The 17648-nt window shown below is 56.4% G+C and carries 19 protein-coding genes; 7 read left to right on the top strand and 12 right to left on the bottom strand.

Translation table 11 applies throughout. The features are described from left to right. Positions 1-16: 16 nt before the first annotated feature. The 6 genes from H6G52_RS03945 to H6G52_RS03920 form a co-directional block, all read right to left on the bottom strand. Complete coding sequence (locus H6G52_RS03945) at positions 17-961, bottom strand: anti-sigma factor (RefSeq protein WP_190526572.1); 945 nt, start codon at positions 959-961, stop codon at positions 17-19. A 4-nt stretch (positions 962-965) separates the two neighbouring features. After that, entirely contained in the window at positions 966-1601 is a 636-nt protein-coding gene (locus tag H6G52_RS03940; protein WP_190526571.1) for a sigma-70 family RNA polymerase sigma factor, read from the bottom strand. Positions 1602-1925: 324 nt separating this feature from the next. Further along, on the bottom strand, positions 1926-2642 hold the full coding sequence (locus tag H6G52_RS03935; RefSeq protein ID WP_190526569.1) for a CHRD domain-containing protein: 717 nt from the start codon (positions 2640-2642) through the stop codon (positions 1926-1928). A gap of 370 nt (positions 2643-3012) precedes the next feature. Next, a complete protein-coding gene (locus tag H6G52_RS03930) occupies positions 3013-3420 on the bottom strand; it encodes a peptide chain release factor 1 (protein ID WP_190353492.1) in 408 nt (135 codons plus the stop codon). Positions 3421-3441: 21 nt separating this feature from the next. Then, the gene (queF, locus tag H6G52_RS03925; protein WP_099534845.1) at positions 3442-3855 is read right to left on the bottom strand and encodes a preQ(1) synthase; all 414 of its coding nucleotides are present in this window, start codon (positions 3853-3855) and stop codon (positions 3442-3444) included. Further along, positions 3836-4003, bottom strand: coding sequence for a hypothetical protein (locus H6G52_RS03920; protein ID WP_190526567.1), 168 nt, complete (start codon positions 4001-4003; stop codon positions 3836-3838). The genes queF and H6G52_RS03920 overlap by 20 nt, the downstream gene beginning before the upstream one ends. An 88-nt stretch (positions 4004-4091) precedes the next feature. Here H6G52_RS03920 and H6G52_RS03915 point away from each other — a divergent pair, with 88 nt between their 5' ends. Further along, a complete protein-coding gene (locus H6G52_RS03915; protein ID WP_143473160.1) occupies positions 4092-4787 on the top strand; it encodes a septum formation initiator family protein in 696 nt (231 codons plus the stop codon). Positions 4788-4817: 30 nt separating this feature from the next. On the opposite strand, the gene ispF is transcribed toward H6G52_RS03915, so the two are convergent. Next, positions 4818-5300, bottom strand: a complete 483-nt coding sequence (ispF, locus tag H6G52_RS03910) for a 2-C-methyl-D-erythritol 2,4-cyclodiphosphate synthase (protein WP_190526565.1) — start codon at positions 5298-5300, stop codon at positions 4818-4820. Between the two features lie 94 nt (positions 5301-5394). Beyond that, a complete protein-coding gene (locus H6G52_RS03905; protein WP_190526564.1) occupies positions 5395-7053 on the bottom strand; it encodes a DUF2079 domain-containing protein in 1659 nt (552 codons plus the stop codon). A gap of 376 nt (positions 7054-7429) precedes the next feature. Between H6G52_RS03905 and psaK the strand changes: the two genes are divergently transcribed. After that, positions 7430-7696: a photosystem I reaction center subunit PsaK gene (gene psaK, locus H6G52_RS03900; RefSeq protein ID WP_099534849.1), complete on the top strand. Its 267-nt coding sequence runs from the start codon at positions 7430-7432 to the stop codon at positions 7694-7696. A 436-nt stretch (positions 7697-8132) separates the two neighbouring features. Here the strand turns inward: psaK and H6G52_RS03895 are convergent, their stop codons facing one another. After that, positions 8133-9941 (bottom strand): hypothetical protein, encoded by a 1809-nt coding sequence (locus H6G52_RS03895; RefSeq protein ID WP_190526562.1) that lies wholly within the window; start codon positions 9939-9941, stop codon positions 8133-8135. Positions 9942-10382: 441 nt separating this feature from the next. Here H6G52_RS03895 and H6G52_RS03890 point away from each other — a divergent pair, with 441 nt between their 5' ends. Continuing rightward, a complete protein-coding gene (locus H6G52_RS03890; RefSeq protein ID WP_190526559.1) occupies positions 10383-12959 on the top strand; it encodes an ATP-binding cassette domain-containing protein in 2577 nt (858 codons plus the stop codon). A gap of 58 nt (positions 12960-13017) precedes the next feature. Here H6G52_RS03890 and H6G52_RS03885 read toward each other — a convergent pair whose 3' ends face one another. The 3 genes from H6G52_RS03885 to H6G52_RS03875 all read right to left on the bottom strand — a co-directional run bounded on the left by H6G52_RS03885 (position 13018) and on the right by H6G52_RS03875 (position 14903). Then, positions 13018-13983: a glycosyltransferase family A protein gene (locus tag H6G52_RS03885; protein WP_190526557.1), complete on the bottom strand. Its 966-nt coding sequence runs from the start codon at positions 13981-13983 to the stop codon at positions 13018-13020. A gap of 74 nt (positions 13984-14057) precedes the next feature. Continuing rightward, entirely contained in the window at positions 14058-14519 is a 462-nt protein-coding gene (locus H6G52_RS03880) for a DUF29 domain-containing protein (RefSeq protein WP_190526555.1), read from the bottom strand. A gap of 198 nt (positions 14520-14717) precedes the next feature. Beyond that, positions 14718-14903: a hypothetical protein gene (locus H6G52_RS03875; RefSeq protein ID WP_190526553.1), complete on the bottom strand. Its 186-nt coding sequence runs from the start codon at positions 14901-14903 to the stop codon at positions 14718-14720. A 164-nt stretch (positions 14904-15067) separates the two neighbouring features. Here H6G52_RS03875 and ureE point away from each other — a divergent pair, with 164 nt between their 5' ends. The 4 genes from ureE (at position 15068) to H6G52_RS03855 (ending at position 17483) form a co-directional block, all read left to right on the top strand. After that, the gene (gene ureE / locus H6G52_RS03870; RefSeq protein ID WP_370567663.1) at positions 15068-15664 is read left to right on the top strand and encodes an urease accessory protein UreE; all 597 of its coding nucleotides are present in this window, start codon (positions 15068-15070) and stop codon (positions 15662-15664) included. After that, complete coding sequence (locus H6G52_RS03865) at positions 15591-16349, top strand: urease accessory protein UreF (RefSeq protein WP_242026165.1); 759 nt, start codon at positions 15591-15593, stop codon at positions 16347-16349. The genes ureE and H6G52_RS03865 overlap by 74 nt, the downstream gene beginning before the upstream one ends. 75 nt (positions 16350-16424) lie before the next feature. Beyond that, positions 16425-17018 (top strand): Uma2 family endonuclease, encoded by a 594-nt coding sequence (locus H6G52_RS03860; RefSeq protein ID WP_190526549.1) that lies wholly within the window; start codon positions 16425-16427, stop codon positions 17016-17018. Positions 17019-17126: 108 nt separating this feature from the next. Beyond that, positions 17127-17483, top strand: coding sequence for a nucleotidyltransferase domain-containing protein (locus H6G52_RS03855; RefSeq protein ID WP_190526547.1), 357 nt, complete (start codon positions 17127-17129; stop codon positions 17481-17483). Positions 17484-17648 lie beyond the last annotated feature (165 nt).

Here is a 17648-nt window from a genome sequence, read left to right as displayed (position 1 = left end):
GATCAGCGGCACTTGATTAAAGGCGTTCAATCAAAATGGGCGGTGATTGGTGGCGTTGGGGCGCTTTGGCATCTTCAACCGAAATGGCCAACGCCTTGACATATTCAAGATCTAAAAAAGCCTTCGGCAACACTAAATTTTGAACCCGATCGCTCGGTTGATTCACCGAAAACACATGGGTCAAGATGGCATTTTTATGATCCGTTGTGAATGGAGCCTGGGGATCCACCACCGTCCAGAGCACATAGACCTTGCCCGGCGCGAGGGGCGGCAATTGATCCACTCGCAAACGACCGACCATCCGGGACGGATCAACCTCGATCGCCACCGCTGCGTTGGTTCGGCCAGCAGGCGATTCCTGATTGGCGGTGCGCAACACCACCACGATCGGGCGGCCGGGCGCTTGGGCCTGTTGGGTTTGCAACGATCGCCACAACCACCAATTACTTGCCGTCAAAGCCGCAATGATCGCCGCCGCCGCCCAACCGGCCCGTTGGGCCCAGCGAGGCAGTTGCTGAACTTCTGCCCACCAGGTCGATCGGGTCGATCGGGTGAAGGGGGGCGATGGTGAAGCCGACTCCGACGCGGCAGACAATGCCAATGGCTCCGGTGGTGCAGAGTCCAGCGATCGAGCCGCTGGGTCAGCTTCCGCCAAAATGCGCGATCGCAAGGCAGCAGCAGGCTGCACGGGCGCAGGCAAGTTCACCAAGTCCCAACTGGTTTGCAGTTCTTGCAAGGTTTGTTGAATCGCCGCCTCATCCCACCGTTGGGCCAGGGCGGCCGCCTCATCCGAATCCAAATCATTCAACACATAGCCCGCCAACAACCAATCCACCTCGATCGGCTCGATCGGCTCCAGGGCGCGATCGGTTGCGTCAGCATTGGTCAACGGCTCGACGGGGGCTGGCTCGGGCACGGGGTTGGAGCCGTCGGAATTGGGGGGAAGGATGGGAGAAGTCATGGGGCTAGGCATCCTCCACAGCGGGCTGCAAGGTTTGGCGCAGCTTCAACAATCCCCGTCGGGCCCAAGCTTTGACCGTTCCGAGGGGAAGACCAAGGCGCTCGGCAATGGCCGACTGGCTCAGGCCGTCGCTGTAGGCTAACTGCAAAACTTGGCGCTGATTTTCAGACAGTTGGGCCAGGGCCGCACGCACCTGGGCCGCCGTCTCGGCTCGATCGAGCGACTCCGCCAACAGATCCGGCGGTTGAGCAATGGCCTGTTGTTGTTCCGTTTGCCAAGTTTCCAAGGAAGCCCGCGCCCGGCGTTGGGCCCGCAGCCGATCGAGGCCGCGCGATCGCGTCAAAATTGCCAAAAATGTGCGCAAGGATCCCCGATCGGGGTCATAGGCACTGCGCCCAAGTTGCAAAAAGATTTCCTGAGTTAAATCTTCCGCATCTTGCACATTACCCAACAATCGCAGGGCGATCGCATAGACCACCCCCACATGGCGATCGTAGAGCTGCCCCAAGGCGGCCCGCTCCCCCCGTCGCAGCGCCTGCCACAGAACCACATCACTCGGCTCGGGCGAGCCCACAACTCGGCTTTTTTCCTCCGCTGCCCAATCTGGGCCGGAGCCAAGCTCAGGGGATTGGGCATCCATAGGCAATGGCGGTGGATCTGGCTGTCTTGATACCGGCAATCCTGAGCCTCTGAGGGCTGGGGCCACGGGCGAAGCATCGGTCTGCGTAATGCTGTTGGCATTCTCCCCGCCACAGGCAGCTTGAGAATTGCACACCCACAGACTGAAGCCACGAACCTCGCGGCCAATTGCAGCCTAGCACGCTCCAAAAGCGCGGAGTTTCAGACCCTAACTTTCTGCAATTTCCCGCTGCACTCTAGCCAGCGGCCGGCTCCCCGTCGATTGATCACGGGGAGTCCGTCAACCCCAAAGCTGAGCGCCTCCGTGCTTCAGTCCAGGGAGAAGCTAAAGCGGCTTCAACACGGCCCGCAGCTCGCCACCACGGTTTTTAGTGGTGTGCAAATCCACATAGAGCATCCCCTTGCTCAACGCATCCAACTGTTCCACCGTGAGCATGTAGTCACCCATGGCGCTGCCCAGCAAGCCACTGTCATCGGTCATCACTTGCAGGGCGTATTGGAAAGGGCCATTTTCGGTGGCCATGCCTCGGTGAATGTGAAAGGCGGAGGTGATGTTTGGGTTCGGGGGGCTAACGGGATCCGTAACGTAGTTGCGCAGGGGGCTGGATAGCTCCCGAAAACTGCCCCGCACCACCAAGCGGTTACCCGACAGGACGGCTCCCACGGTTCCCCAAGCGCCGCTGTTGGCTCGCACGGGCACTGTTTCGGCGGTGCTCATTTTGGCCACAAAGGTTTTTAGCTCGCTGGTTTTGGCTCCGCTGGCCAACAGGGTTGCCTTGGCTGCTTGCAGATTTTGATGCACGGCGCGATCGAGCAAATTTGCTGGCTGCATCGGGCCAAACTGGCTCGCTTCCAAGAGCATAGGGCGATCGCCCGCCCAGGCCGCCCCTGGGCCACCCACTGGAGCCAGGGCAAAACCGTGAAATACAACGGTTAGCAAACCACTAAGCACAAACAACAGGGCCGATCGCACCCACAATCGCCAGCGAACGGCAGAAACAGCACCTTGGGCAACAGGACGGGGCAATGGATTATGGCGCATGAAAGATCATCCTGAAATCAAAATCGGGTTTGAGACCTCGGGGCGATCGCGCAGAAGCAAGGCCGGTTGCACTAACGGCCGGTTGTACTAACGGCCGGTTGTACTGAAAGTTGCACAAAAATATTGCGCGCCTATGGCACGCCTATTGCACACCAGGCCCATTGGCCAACAGGCTGCACTGAGATCAGCCACCCTGCGCGATCGCTCGATTGGAGTACGTCACCCGATCGCGTTTTGGATGCAGTCTTTTAGAAATTTAGAAATTGGGATTCTAGAAATCTAGAAATTTAGATTTTGGAAATTGGGATTTTAGAAATTTAGAAATTGGGATTTTAGAAATCTAGAAATCTTGGAAAGCTGTCAATCTGGCTCAACGCCAGTGGGCCCGACCCCGCCAAAACACACCGACCAAAATCGCCATCACCATCAGCTCGCTGAAGGAAATCAGCAACACCGGCAACGGCAACAAACTCAAAAGACCCAGCTCGCCCCCCACACAAGCCACCAACGTCCACAGGCTGCCCCCATTGAGTCGCACTTGCGGAAACAGCCGCTCGGCACAATGCACCGCCAAGGCTCCCACACCCAGCCCGATCGCCAGGATTAAAAAAATAGACCAGGATCCCAACCCCATCAGCCCCGCCGCGAGGGGCGGCCAGGCTTCGGCCAGGACAATTACGCCTTGGTCGATCGCCATGGCCAGGGCGAGGCTGAGGGCCGCCGCACCGGCCATGGATCCCCAGGGTTGTTGGGTAATTTGTCGCCAAGGTTGGCTCACGCGATCGACTCCGAAATTGGGCTAGGCTTGGGCGGGTTTTTGGTGGCGCACTTCCACCACGGTGTGGACATTGCCACGGGGGTTAAAATCACCGACGATCGTCGCTTCCAACGGATCAGCGGCTGCCACAAAGTCGTCCAAAATTTGGTTAATGGATTCCTCGTGGGAAATGTAGCGATCGCGGTAGCTGTTGATATAGAGCTTGATCGCCTTCAGTTCCACAACTTTTTGATCGGGCACATAGTCGATCGAAATTTTGGCAAAGTCGGGATAGCCGGAAAAGGGGCATTTGCAAGTAAATTCCGGCAAGCTAATTTGCACATGATAGATCCGACCCGGCCGCGGATTGGGGAAGGTGATCAATTGCCCTTCTTCAATTTGGCGCTCACCGTATTTCACGGGTTCGTGGGCGGTGTCAGCGGTGGCTTGGCTCATGACTGTGGCTCTGTGAGGTTGCGAGACTGGAGAACAGTTTACAAAACTTGATGGACTGACTCCAGCCAACCAGCCCCATTTCGGCCACGGGCGATCGCGCGGCCGATCGCCCTAGCCCGATCGGGAAATCCACATCGCACCAGTCCACAACCCAGATTGGGCAGTCGATCCTGAGGGCGATCGTTGATAATGGCCGGGAGTCTTTGCCGTTATTCAACGTTGGGTTGAGTTGAGCTATGGATAGCAACGTTTCGCCGAAGTCCCTTGTGTCATCCGGGCCAAGCGGTTCCCAAGGCACAATTCCCGTGGCGGTTTATCGCCAATTGGCTTCGGAGCTGCAAGCTACCCGCGCCATGTTGGAAGCGGTGCAAAAGCACAATGCCCAACTGACCCAACAGCGCGATCGCCTGCGATCGGACTTGGATGCCTTGGCGGAAGCCGTGGCCACCCTGCGGGCCAACGCCACGCCCCAGGATGCCCCGCGCCCCTTAGATCCCAATCCCTTGAGTGTTGCGCCCAGCGCCCCGATCGCCCCGCCACCGCCGATGGCCGCCAGGCCGCCCCAGCCCGCCTTGGCCCCCAACGCCCCGATCGCGGGAGATCCGTTCCAGCAAGCGGCCGTGAGCGATTGGAACGCCTTGCCGGACTTGGAACCCATGGCAGAGTTCTATGGAGCCGCCAACGAACCGCAATCGACCCGGCTGGGAGGCTTGGGCAACTTTGGGCGATCGACCCCCAACGGCGGCTCCGGCGAGTCCAGCTCTGGCATTTGGCCCATTTTGGCGATCGCCCTGATTGCCATGACGGCCTTTGGCATTAGCTTCGCCCTGGTGCGGCCGATCATGGACAGCAAGCAAAAACCCTTCCAGCCAGCCCAACCCCAAATTCAGCCCAACCCCAGCCCCAACGCAGCGCCCGCCAACCCTCGCTAGTCGTCACAACCAGCCAGCCTCAGACATCCCCTAAGCAACGGTTTCCAAGAGCGCCACGGCATAGGCACAGATGCCCTCCTCGCGTCCCGTGGGGCCCAATTTTTCGTTGGTGGTGGCCTTCACGCCAACGCGATCGGGTTCAATGCCCAAAACTGCCGCAAGGCGCGATCGCATGGCGTTGATGTGGGGTTTCAGTTTGGGCCGTTCCGCCACCACCACCGAGTCAATGTTGCTGACCTGCCAACCCCGATCGCGCAAAAGCTGGTTCACCTGCGCCAGAAGTTTCAGGCTGTCTGCCCCTTTCCATTGGGGATCCGTGGGCGGAAAGTAGTGACCAATATCGCCCAAGCTGAGGGCCCCCAACATCGCATCCATAATTGCGTGGGTCAGCACATCCGCATCGCTGTGGCCTTCTAATCCCAACTCGTGATCGATTTTGATGCCGCCCAAAATCAAGTCCCGATCGGGCCCCAGGCGATGAATGTCATAGCCATTGCCAATCCGAATTGCCATCGTTTTTCCTCCTGTATTTGCATCCCCAATTCAGCCACTGTTGAGCATGTCTGAACAGCCCAAATTGATCTGCTTGATTCTGCTTAATTTGCCTCTAGGATTGGGTAGGTTGGATCAACGGCAATAGCTCCGATCGCCGTTGATTCCAAGCAGCCAAAGCCGCCGGATCCGAAGGGGTATTGAGCTTCAGCAAAACCACCCCATCTTCCACCATTTGCACCCCATATTGGCCTTGGGCCAACGTGCGATCGACTAAGGGAACAAACTCCCGTAATTCCCCCCGTTCCTTGCTGAAAGCCACCTGATAGCGAGCTAAATGCCAAGTATCCGCCACCAAATAATCCGCGAAATAAATCTGTTGATCATCACGGCGAATTTCCGTCCAAGGGAGGCGAATAATCGCTCGGCGGCTGGAAAGGGGCGGAACCAAATAGGTCGTTGCCGCAATGCTCGCATCCTCAGGAATTTGGGCCAAAACCGTGCGCACATGGCCCACATGGCTCCACTGTTCCGGCAGCGACACATAAACCCAAGGCTGCACCGAATCGGGAATCAGAAAATATAAAGCTCGATGGGGATTGGACGTGAAGGAAAACAACAGCGAGAGAGCAATGCAAGCGGCCCAAAACCGCCGAAATTTTTGTTGCTTAAATCGATCGCCATGGGACTTCCACCACAAAATTGCCCCATAGAACATCCCCGGCACGATCGTGATCGCGTAGCGAATATTAATGGACAGGGCCGATTCCCCTTGCTGCAAGAAAATTTTCAGCAACCCGAACCCAGAAATAATCCAACTGGCGGGAGACAAGGCCGGCACAAAGGCCAAAGGCAACCAATGACCCGCCAAATATTTCAATGTTTCAAAGGGCGGATTCACCAGCTCCCAAACCAACAGCCAAGGCTGGGTCAACATGGCTTTCAAAATGTCGATCGAGGAAGCCTCCTCTTCTCCCACATATTGACCAAAGCGCTCGATCATGAATCGTTTGGAAATATCTGGCGAAAAGAAGGGCATGAATACATTGGTACAGGTCACCACGTATAGAAAAGACAGGGTGCAAAGCCCCAATCCTTGAGATGGAAACCGGCGACTCAAGACCATGTAAGCCCCAATGCCAAATAACCCAATCCCTTGATCTTCACGCACCAATAAACTGAGACCTGCTACCAGCCAAAACAGCCACCAAATTCGCTTTTCCATGGCCAACAAAATGGTGAAGAAAAAAAGCGGAATTTGGCACAGATCGTGAAAGTTGGAAAAGGTGGGGCCAATGACGGCGTTGGCCGCATAGTAGCCCGTGACAATCCAAGCGGAAACGGGGCCACTGAGGTGTTGCCGGGCCAGGGCATACAGCACAAAGCCAGCGGCGGTAATTAGCCCCACTTGCAAAAACACTAGGGTGACTGCTTGGGAATGGAGGGCATAAATCGGCAGCCACAGGAGCAAGGCGGGGGTGAAGTGTTGCCCCAGACGGCGATAGAACACTTCGGCGGCTTGCCCATCTTGTTTGACGGCACTGGAGAGGGAGGAGGAGAGAGAACTCTCGAACCAGCGCCCGTGCAGGTTATTCCAAAAAACTTGGTTAAAGATACCCTGATCGTAGGAGGCGTAGAGGGTGAAGTAGCGGTGCAAACCCAGGATCAGGGTCACTGCGCCGAACAGGGCCGCCACGATGCAAACATGGCGCAGATTGGGGCGATCGCGCAGGGTATTGCGCCCGAGGGTGAGCCATTGGTTAACGACTTGCATGGTCGATCGCGCCTTGAGCCGGTTGATGGGGAACTGAAGCGAATGGGGAATCCGGGGGCTATTGTGCCACGCGGGGTTGTCCTTCGTGGGAATCCGAGGGCCAAACCGGTCTGGGGCGAGTCTGGGGCGAGTCTGGGGGCGGGCGATCGGGCAATCTTAGGCGATCTCGGGCGATCGGTTGGATCTGGGGGATCAGAATAGGGGATCGGAAGATTCGCAATATTCCGTAGGGCCCCTCAGGGGCCCGCTTAAGGAATTGCTGGAACTCTTCAAAGAAACGTTAAATCTTGCAAACAAACTCCACCGTTCCCCAAGGTTTCGGTTCAAGATAGCCTCAAATTTGCTGTGTTTCGGGCGTTTCACCCCTTCAGAATCTATGCTGAACGTTTCCTTGTCCTTGCTGGCGGCTGTCCCCACGACTCTCGAATGGAGTCCGAAGGTGGGTGCGGTGATGATTGCTTGCAATGTGCTGGCGATCGCCATCGGCAAATACTCGATTAAGTATCCCAGTGCGGCTCCGGCCCTGCCCTCGCCCGCTCTGTTTGGGGGGATGGGTTTCCCCGCCCTGCTGGCCACCACGAGCTTTGGCCACATTCTCGGGTTGGGGACGATCCTGGGCTTGTCCTACCTGGGTGCGCTGTAAGGGGCGATCGCCCGATCTTGAAACTACCTGGTCATTCAGGGTGCATTGAACTCACCCAGGTTTTGGCAAGGCGCGTGTCCAAAGGAGACCTGCAATTTCGCAAGACTCGGGCCGCAATGTGCTAAAAGTTGGTGTGCCAAAAATAGTTTCCACTCCTCGCACCGCCATCGTCTAGCAATCGTTTGTGTGCCGATCGGGTAGGGTTGCGTTTTGAATTCCAAAGCGACTCCTCTAATCCAAAGCTTCTTCAGAACTGATTGATAACGAATGGTTGACGCGCCAAACTTCGGGATAGCATCCCCCGGGTTTGGCGCATTTTTTTGGGCTGGCCAGGGCGATCGACTAAGCATTCACCAAGCATTCGCTGCAAGAGTCCCAGGGGCCACAGGATCCTCGGGGGCAAGGGGTTTAAGCCTCGGGGCAGAAGGACGAAGGATTAGTGGGTGAGGCGATCGATCACGGCCGGCAGCCATTGGCCGGGAATGCTGGAGAGGGCGCGGCTTTGGCCCTCAAGGCCCAGATGTTGATAGATGGCGCGAATGGTGGCAATCGCCCCGCTGAGGGCCCGATCGCGCAGGGGGGGCTGATCCCCATGGACGGTCAGAATTTGCACGTAGGTCGCGAGGGCCCGATTGAGCTGGACTGCCCGATCGCTCACCGTCAGGGGCAAGTAGGAATCGATGCCCAACTGTAAGTAAATCCAGGCCAACTGGCTGGCGGCGGCGGCGCGATCGAACCCAACGGGAATGGTGGGGTCAATGGTCAGGGCTTGGGCATAGGCCTGGGCGGCCCGTTGCCAGCAGTCTCGCCGCCGTTGGGGATCCAGCGGTTGCAGTTGCCGCCCCAGTTGCCAATAGGTTGTGCCCAGGTTGTTTTGGGTGGCCGCATAGGCGGAGGGGCGATCGGCTGGGCTGCGATAGGGCAAGGCCGCTTCAAAGGCGCTGGCGGCCAGCAGCAGCCATTGTTCTTGGACATCCACTTGGGCCAGGTTTAGGTAGGCGGTTCCCAAATTCGCCTGCACCGTGCCATAGAGCAAGTCGGGTGGCAGACGCTCATCACCGGGATGCGATCGCCCGGCGGCCGGCTCGGCCCCCGGTTGTTCTGCATAGTCCGCCAAAGCCGCTCGGTAACTGTCGATCGCTCCTTGCAACCGGGCCACCGAGTCGCCATAGCGGGCCCAACTCCAAAGGGCCGTGCCCAAATTATTGCGGGCCGCCACTCGCCAAGCCCGATCGCCACCGGAGCCATCCCCGATCGCCGCTCGGTAGGCCAGCACCGCCCGCTCCCAAGCCCAGGCCGGATCGCCCCAGCGCACCCAATCGCCATAAACTCCGCCCAGATCGTAGTAAAGCGATCGGAGGGCGGCCGGCTCTCCGTGAGTTTTCACCCAGTCGATCGCCCGTTGATAGCATTGGGCCGCCGTTTCCAAGCTGGCCCGGGCCACCTCCGCCGCCACTCCCTTGGCCGCAGCCTTGGCGCGGGCCGCCGTGGCTTCCATCACCCACCGCTCCCAAATCGTCGGCGCGGGCGGACAGGGCGGCACAATCGGCTTGGCTCCTTCGTTGGGTCGGGGCAACACCGTCAGGGTCGGCCGTCCCCGATCGCGCCCAACCCAGGATGCCGCCCGATCGGCTCCCGACAAGGGATTCAGCAACACCGCTGGCTGGCCTTCAAACTCAAACGTGCCCGTGCAACAGGCCCAAAACTGCGGAGCCGATTCCCGAATCGTGTATAGCCAAGGTCGGGGAACCCACAACAACAGACTCAAATTTCCATGGGCCCAATTGCTGGCCAAGGCTTCCAATTCCGCTAAAAATTGCCGTTGCAGCCGGGCCGCTTGCCGGGTCAGTTGTTCCACCCCCAACAGTTGCACCGTGGTTTCGGAAAGGGACTCGATCGCCCCCGCCAGGGTGGGTTGATGGGGTTCCAGGCGCAAGGTGGTTAACTGCGGCGCGGGCAACTCCTGGGCCAACCGTCCCGCCAGTCGATCGCGCAGGGGCAAATCATCACAAACCACCAAAAACACCTGCCGCCGCAACCCCAACCCCAAGGACAGCCGCAACCGTTGATATAGCTCTTGGTTCCAACTGCCGGCCGCGGCGGAACGGGCGATCGAACGGCTGGCCCGAGGGCGATCGGTCAAATTCTGGCTCGATCGACGGGCAGACCGAGCAACCCCCGGCACTTCCAGCAAGGACGAACCGGAACCGGCAAAACTTGACAGGATAGGCAGCAAAGTGGGCATGGCCAGCGTCCAGAAGCACGAGCGTAATCTCCTCTTCAGGACAGGGTGCGCCGCTTCGGGATTTCCAATGGCGATCGCCCGCCAATCGCCATTCAATTGCCGTTCAATAGAAAATATTGGCGAAAATTGGTAAAAATTGGCGAAAACCGATTGGCGCGTTAGCCATAGCCCCTGAACATTTCGCGATACTTTGATCGCAGGACTCGATCGCAGGACTCGATCGCCCCGCTTTCCTGTTCCGCTGCCCCAAGCAGTTCATACAGAAACGCTGGCCTCCAATGGGGCCTCCCGAATTCTGCATTTTCTGTCACGATTTCAACAGAGCACCCCGAGGAAACCGCCAGGAAGCCGCAGCAAAGTAATCACCGTTTGATCACTGTCTAGCCCCTGTTCAATTCCTGTTCAATTTCTGTTCAATCGCTGTTGATTGGCCCCCTTGGCATGAAACTTTCGCCCAGCAACCGTTTACTGTTTGCCATTGCCCTTCGCAATTGGCTTTGGATTCTTGGGACGGTGATTCTGAGTTTCTGGAGCGGCATCTTTAACGGTGTCAGCATTGCCCTCCTGGTTCCGGGCATCCTGGCTTTTTTGGGTCGCAAAATTGACCTCGGAGCCGATGCCCCAGAACTGGTGCGCAACCTCCTTTCCACCTTTGATGCCTTGCCCGAAGAGCAGCGGGGTGCTGCCATGGTGGCCACCATCGTGGGAGCCATTCTGATTAAAAACATCCTGGCTTTTTTGAGCACCGCCGTTGGGGGGCACTTGTCCCGGGCCCTGGTCAATGACGGCACATTTCAAGGAATTCGGATGCTCCTCGGGGTGGGTTTGGATTTTTATAGCCGCACCAAAGCTGGCGATTTAATTCAACGTCTTGGCTCGGAAATGAGCGGAGCCGTGGGCACAATCAACACCGTGGTGCAAATTGTGGCCACCATGGTCACCTTGCTCACCTTCATTGGTTTATTGGTGGCCATTTCCTGGCAACTCACGATCATTTCCAGTATTTTTGCCCTATTGGTGGTGCTTAGTAACCAACGATTTGCCAAAAAACTCAAGGAATATGGCAAACGGGGGGTGCAGCTCAGTCGGCTTTATACCAGTCAGCTTTTGGAGGCGATCGGGGGAATTCGGTTAATCAAGGCCACCAGCAGCGAGGATTTGGAATATAACCGCTTAACGGGCACATTGCTGAAGCGGCAACGGGTGGATTTACATTCCCAAACCTTCAGCTCTTTTGTGGCTTCGGTCAATGAATTTTTGGTGGTGGCTTCGTTGCTCTCGATCGTCTGGATTGGGCGATTTGTATTTCCCGGATCCCTCGAAGCCTATGCGGCCATTCTATTAACTTACCTATTCTTAATTTCGCGGGTTTTTGCCTTTGTCACCACCCTCGGGAAGGCGCTCAATAACTTAGCCCTTTGCTCGGCGGCGGTGGATGCCATGGTGCGTTTTTTAAGCCGCCAAGGCAAACATTTTGTGCCCGATGGAGCAGTGCCCTTTCCCGGTCTGCGGCAAGAAATTCGGTTTGAGAATGTGTCCTTTGCTTACCCTAGCCGCGACAAAAGCCGGGTGCTCGATCGGGTCAGTTTGCGCATTCCTCGGGGGACAACCCTGGCCCTGGTTGGCTCCTCAGGGGCCGGCAAGTCCACCCTGGCGGATTTGATGATTCGGTTTTATGACCCCACGGGCGGCCGGATCACGATCGATGGCCAAGATTTGCGCACGTTTTCCCTCCGCAGTTTGCACCAGTCCATGGGCATCGTCAGTCAAGACACCTTTTTGTTTAACGACACGGTGCGGGCCAATATTGCCTATGGCTGCGAGGAGTTAACAGACAAGGCCGTGATGGAAGCGGCCAGGCGGGCCAATGCCTATGACTTCATCATGGATTTGCCGGAGCAGTTTGAAACCATGCTGGGCGATCGGGGGGTGCGCCTATCTGGGGGCCAACAGCAGCGAATTGCGATCGCCCGGGCCCTGTTGCGCAACCCCGATATTTTGATTTTGGATGAGGCCACCAGTGCCTTGGATACGGTTTCGGAGCGCCAGGTGCAACAGGCCATTAACGAATTAAGCCGCGATCGCACCACGATCGTGATTGCTCACCGCCTATCCACGGTGCAAAATGCCGACCAAATCGCCGTGCTCGATAAGGGGCAGGTGGTGGAAGTGGGAACCCATGCGGAGTTGCTGAGCAAGCGAGGTTACTATGCTCGCCTTTACGCGGTGCAGTTTTCCGAAAGCGCCACGAAAACCCCCGTGCGCTGCGACAACGCCATGGAAAAACTGGTGATGGAGGAAACCATTTCCCAGTTGGGGGCCCTGGAAGCGGAGGGGGTGAAGATTGCCTTCGATCCGGGCAGTGTGATGGCTTGGGCCCTGAACCGGTTGCCATCGCTCTATGCGGCCACCCAAGAGGGGGCTGCGTTTCAGCGCTATGTGGCGGAAGATGTGTGGCGATCGACGGTCAGCGATCGGGTGGCGGAGGCGATCGAGCAAGTCCAGCAATCCCATTGGGAAGATGAGCGGCATCCACTGATTGAACAAATTCGGATGCGATCGGTGGTGTTGGTGGAGCGGTTGTCCTACGAAGGACGGTTGCGGTTGAATGCGGTGATTGGCACGTTGGCGCTGTTGGCGGATGGGTTGGTGGAGTCGCCCCAGGAGGAATACGAGTCCTTGAAGGAGGCCTACCGAGCCACCATGCAATTGCTGGCCACGCTGGAGTTGTTGGAGGATGCCACCGGGGGGCTGGAGTTCAAACCCCGATCGGGCAAAAAGGGCGATCGCGATGAGGCGCAAACCTCCATTTCCCGCGCGGTTTATCCGCAGGTGAAACAGTTGGCGGAAATGCTGGAGATTTTGGCCAGCGAGTTGATTGATGAATTACTGCCCGATCAGTCCATTTCCCAACAGGCCAATCGTCAAAATGACTATCGCGCGGCCTACGATGTGTCGATTTCGCTGCTCGATCGACTGGCGGCCATTGAAACCCGCGCCACGCCCTTAACTGCTTAGGTGCAGAAAGTTGTTGAGTATTACGAGTTGGGTATCACGGATTTTGATCAGTTTTTGATCAGCTTCTGATCAGGAATTTGGACGCACCCGATCGCGACCACAGGCGATCGAACCGCGTTGGCCCCAACAGGATCGTGAGGCCAATCTTGCCGCTGAGGATTGCCAAAAATCGCCATTCTCGCCACAGGTGCGGCCCAAACCACAGGGCCAACAACAGCAACCGAGCCGATCGCCACCCACGCCCCCGATCGCGCGGCCCCGCCGTCAGCGCTTTGCAGGCTAATCCTTTATAAAACCGCGATCGCGCCGATCGCCCCAAAGCCTGAGACCTTGGCCCCGCCTGGGCCAAATGGCGCTCTAACACCGCATTACAAGCCCGCTCCAGCCGCCGCAAATTGGCCGAGGACGATCGATCCGAAACCCGGTAGCGCACTTGGGCCTCGGGAATCAGCACAAATTCACCCAACCCAGCCAAGCGCAACCACAAGTCCCAGTCTTCCGCCGGAATGAGTTCCGTTTGGAAGCCCCCCACCTGCTCCAGGGCCGATCGACGAATCAGGGGATTGGAGCCATTTTCAATGAAATTATTCAGCAACAGGGCGGTGAACACCTGGCCCTGATAGCGATCGCGAAAGCCCGGGTGACGCAGTTGGTTGTCATCATCCACATAGTCCGTCCAACTGTAGGCCAACACAGCGGCCGGGTTCTCCTCCAAGGCAGCCACCCGATCGGCCAAGGCCGTTGCCGTCCACCAATCATCCGCATCCAAAAAGGCAATCAGGGATCCCCGCGCCGCCACCAAGCCACAATTCCGGGCGATCGCCTGACCTCCATTGGGTTGGCGCAACACCCGAATTCGCGGATCGGCCGTTTGCAGGGCAATCTCCCCCGTCTGATCCGTGGAGCCATCATCCACCACGATCGCTTCCCAATCTGTCCAAGTCTGCGATCGCAAGGCGGCGAGGGTTTCGGGCAAAGTAGCCGCCGCGTTATAGGCCGGAATGATGACTGAAACCTTAGGCATGTTCTACCCACACCAGGCAGCGACTCAGAAATTTCTGAAATTTCTGAAATTCCAGAGATTAACGTTATGGGCAATTATGGGCGATCGCTCCATTCCGCAAAATCTATCGTCATAGCCTGTTCGAAGTTCAAGACTGGGGCGGTTGGGAACTGGTCGATCGGCAGATCGGTTTCGGCTTCTGCCTGCCTGCGAGCCTTAGCATAGGCTTTATCGACGAACTCCGATAGCCGCGCTTTCAGGCTGGGATTATCGGTTAGCAGGTCTTCAATCTCGATCCGTGCATTTTTGATCGAAATTGACCATGAGCGCGATCGCCTGTGAGCTTGATAGTGCCACTTCAGGAGATGCAGATAGAGGCGTGCAAGCTGGTTAACGAGTGCATCTCGTTTCGATGCCCCCAAGCTCTCGATCTCCTCAATCAGATTTTCTAGATCAATATCTGCCAAACGACCGGATTTCAGCAACTCCACTTGCTGCTGAATCCAGCCGTGGTAATCCGTTTCGTAGGTGTTGGCGGCAATGGTTTTGGCTGTCATGGGCGATCGCTCCTAAACCCGCTTCCAGACAGGTTCAATGAGATTGTTGACGGCGTTATTGATGGCGGCCCACCGTTGATCATGCCGGGGCCGTGGTCAGTACTCCACAGTGCAGACCACGATCGCACGGTCGGGGCCGTCATCATCAGCGCTGTCTTGACATTCTCTCCAGCTTAAGCGGTGTCAAAGTTGCCAACCCTAATTGCCGCAATTCGTGCAGGTACAGTTCGCACCGCAGGTACAGGAACCGGAACCACCGCAACCACAGCCTGAGGCATAGGCAGCGGTCGGCGCGATCACGGTCAAAGCAGCAGCCACAGCACCCACAATCTTGATCGTGCGGCGACCTTTAGGCGATTGCGATGTCGAAGTCTGTTGAGTCATGGGTTCGTTCTCCTGCTTGCACAAGGGCAAGTTTGACTAACAACTCAACTCTATTCTCTCTAGCAAGCTATAGAGTCAAGAGGCGACGCGATCGGGTAGGACAATTTATCGGGTAGGACAATTGAATGGGTAATGATCAAATGAGTTGTGCTGGAGTAGCCCTCGTGATCCCGGGAAATTCGACCCAACAACCCAATAACTCAACTGAGTCCACAGTTCCGCCTCACTGGGTGTTCACTCAGGTCGATCGCCCGGAACTGCCCAAGACCCAGGCCCAGGATTCTGCCGCCTTCGATCCCGCCGCTGCCGATCATGGCCTGCGTCAGTTGGCCTTGGTTGCTGAAGATCGGGTCAAGGTGCGCCGACAGGTCACCCTTGATGATGGGACGGTGGCTTGGTTGCAACTGGCTCGGGGCACGGTGCTGCGGCCGGGCGATCGACTGCGCACCGCCCAGGGCGACTGTTGCCGGGTGGTGGCGCAACCGGAACCGGTGCTGACGGTGCGATCGCCCGATCGGCTATCCCTGTTGCAAGCGGCCTATCATTTGGGCAACCGCCATGCGCCCCTGGAAATCGCGATCGACTATTTGCGGCTTGCGCCGGATTCCACCCTGAAGGATTTGCTGGAACGGCGCGGCCTCCAGGTGATTGAGGAAATCGCTCCCTTTTTGCCGGATCCGGGAGCCTATGCAACGGTCGATCGCGCCCACCATGCCCATAACCATCACCACGACCACGCCCATTCCCACCACCATGAGTGAGCCACTGTCCCGATCGCTTGCCCTGTTGCAATTGGCTAGCCCGGCCTTGCCCGTGGGAGCCTTCAGCTATTCCGAGGCGATCGAAACCTTGGTGGACAAGGGCCGGGTGCGGTCGGCTGCCGATTTGACCGACTGGTTGCGGCAGGAGTTACGGGTGGGCAGCATTCGCCTGGAAGCGGCGGCCCTGTTGAAGGCCCGACAGGCGATCGAGCAGGGCGATCGGGACTCCATTCACCACTGGAATCAATGGATTTCGGCCCTACGAGAAACGGAGGAGTTGCGGTTACAAAGTTGGCAAATGGGGCGATCGTTGGTCACCTTGGCCAAAGATCTCAACCCAACCGATGCCGCCTTAGTGGCACTGAACTTGCAACCGGTAAACTACGCGATCGCCTTTGCTAGTTTGGCCGCCCATTGGCAACTGAGCCACGCAGAAATGTTGACCGCCTATCTACAATCTTGGGCTAGTAATTTGGTGAGCGCCGGGGTTCGTTCCATCCCGATCGGTCAAACCCAAGGTCAGCAAACATTACTCAATTTATGGCCCGATTTAACCGCCGCCATCGCTGAAATTCAGCAACTCGCCACTGCTGACACCGATGATGATTGGTTTGTTTGTGGTTGGGGTCTCTCGATCGCCAGCATGATCCACGAAACCCAATATAGCCGCCTCTTCAGAAGCTAGTTAGACGCTTGGCTGATGTTTTTCCCGTTGACCTGAAGCACAATAGAATTAGCCCAAAAAACCAGGAGAAAAACAATGGTTGCTGCAAGAGAGAATCAGCCCCATTTCACGCCGGAAGCCTATTTTGAGTGGGAAGCCCAACAGCTCGAACGGCACGAGCTAATCGATGGTCATGTCTACGAAGCGGGAAGTGACAGAACAAACCATAACTACAGTCCAAAGGATCATAGTTTGATTGCCGGTAATATTCTGCTGAGAATTAAGCCCCACTTGCGAGGAGGGAAATATAAAGTTTTCAACTCCGATATCAAGATTAATATTCTGAACACATCGGACTATGTCTATCCAGATTTAAGCATTACTTGCGATTCAAGGGATCGAGAAACAACGCTTTACAATACCTATCCCTGCTTGATTGTGGAGGTTCTATCACCGAGTACGGAAGCTTACGATCGCGGCAAGAAGTTTGAAAAATATCGCCGCAATCCCAATCTGATTGATTACGTGTTAGTTAGTTCCGAAGAGGTGGCAGTTGAGATTTATCACAAGAATAGTGCGGGAGATTGGGTGATTTTGAGCTATCGATCGGGCGATCAGGTTGAACTGCAAAGTATTGGGCTAACCGTGGCAATCGAGGAATTCTATGAAGGAATTATATTTGAGAAATAGTCCAAATCTGCCGATACAAGATCATGAGAGTAAGGGGCTTAAATTTCTTGTAATAAAGACTGAGAGCAAGACAATCAATCACTCTATTGCTACTAGGAGTGTTGAATGATGAATTCATCGATTCGTCTGATTACCGATCAACAGATTTCGGGAATTTGTCAAGCTATTGTTGAGCAGTTTCAACCTGAAAAAATCATCTTGTTTGGTTCCTATGCTTACGGTCAACCTCACGAATGGAGCGATCTCGATTTGTTGGTAATTATGGATTTCGAGGGACGGGCAATCGATTTATCTGTGGAGCTTTGGCGAGCAACAAAGCCGGAATTTTCAGTGAATTTTATTGTCAAGACCTCCTATGAAATTCAATGGCGATATCAACAGTTTGATCCGCTAGTGCGAGTAGCGATTGATCAAGGCAAGGTTCTTTATGACGCAAGTTATTCAAGAGTGGCTAAAGCAATCTGAAGAGGATTGGCAAATTGCAAACCTTCTCATTCAGTCAGATTTAGATAGCTATGGATCAAGGTAGTGCCGTAATTCAGTAATAATGAGCTGGTGAAAGTCTTGCGGTGTAGGCGATCAGTCACCAAAAATCATCACCTCACAGGCACTACCCCCATCGGGGCTAGC

Source organism: Limnothrix sp. FACHB-881 (assembly GCF_014698135.1).
In the GTDB taxonomy this organism is placed as follows: Bacteria; Cyanobacteriota; Cyanobacteriia; order CACIAM-69d; family CACIAM-69d; genus CACIAM-69d.
This window is presented reverse-complemented; position numbering and strand designations above follow the sequence as displayed.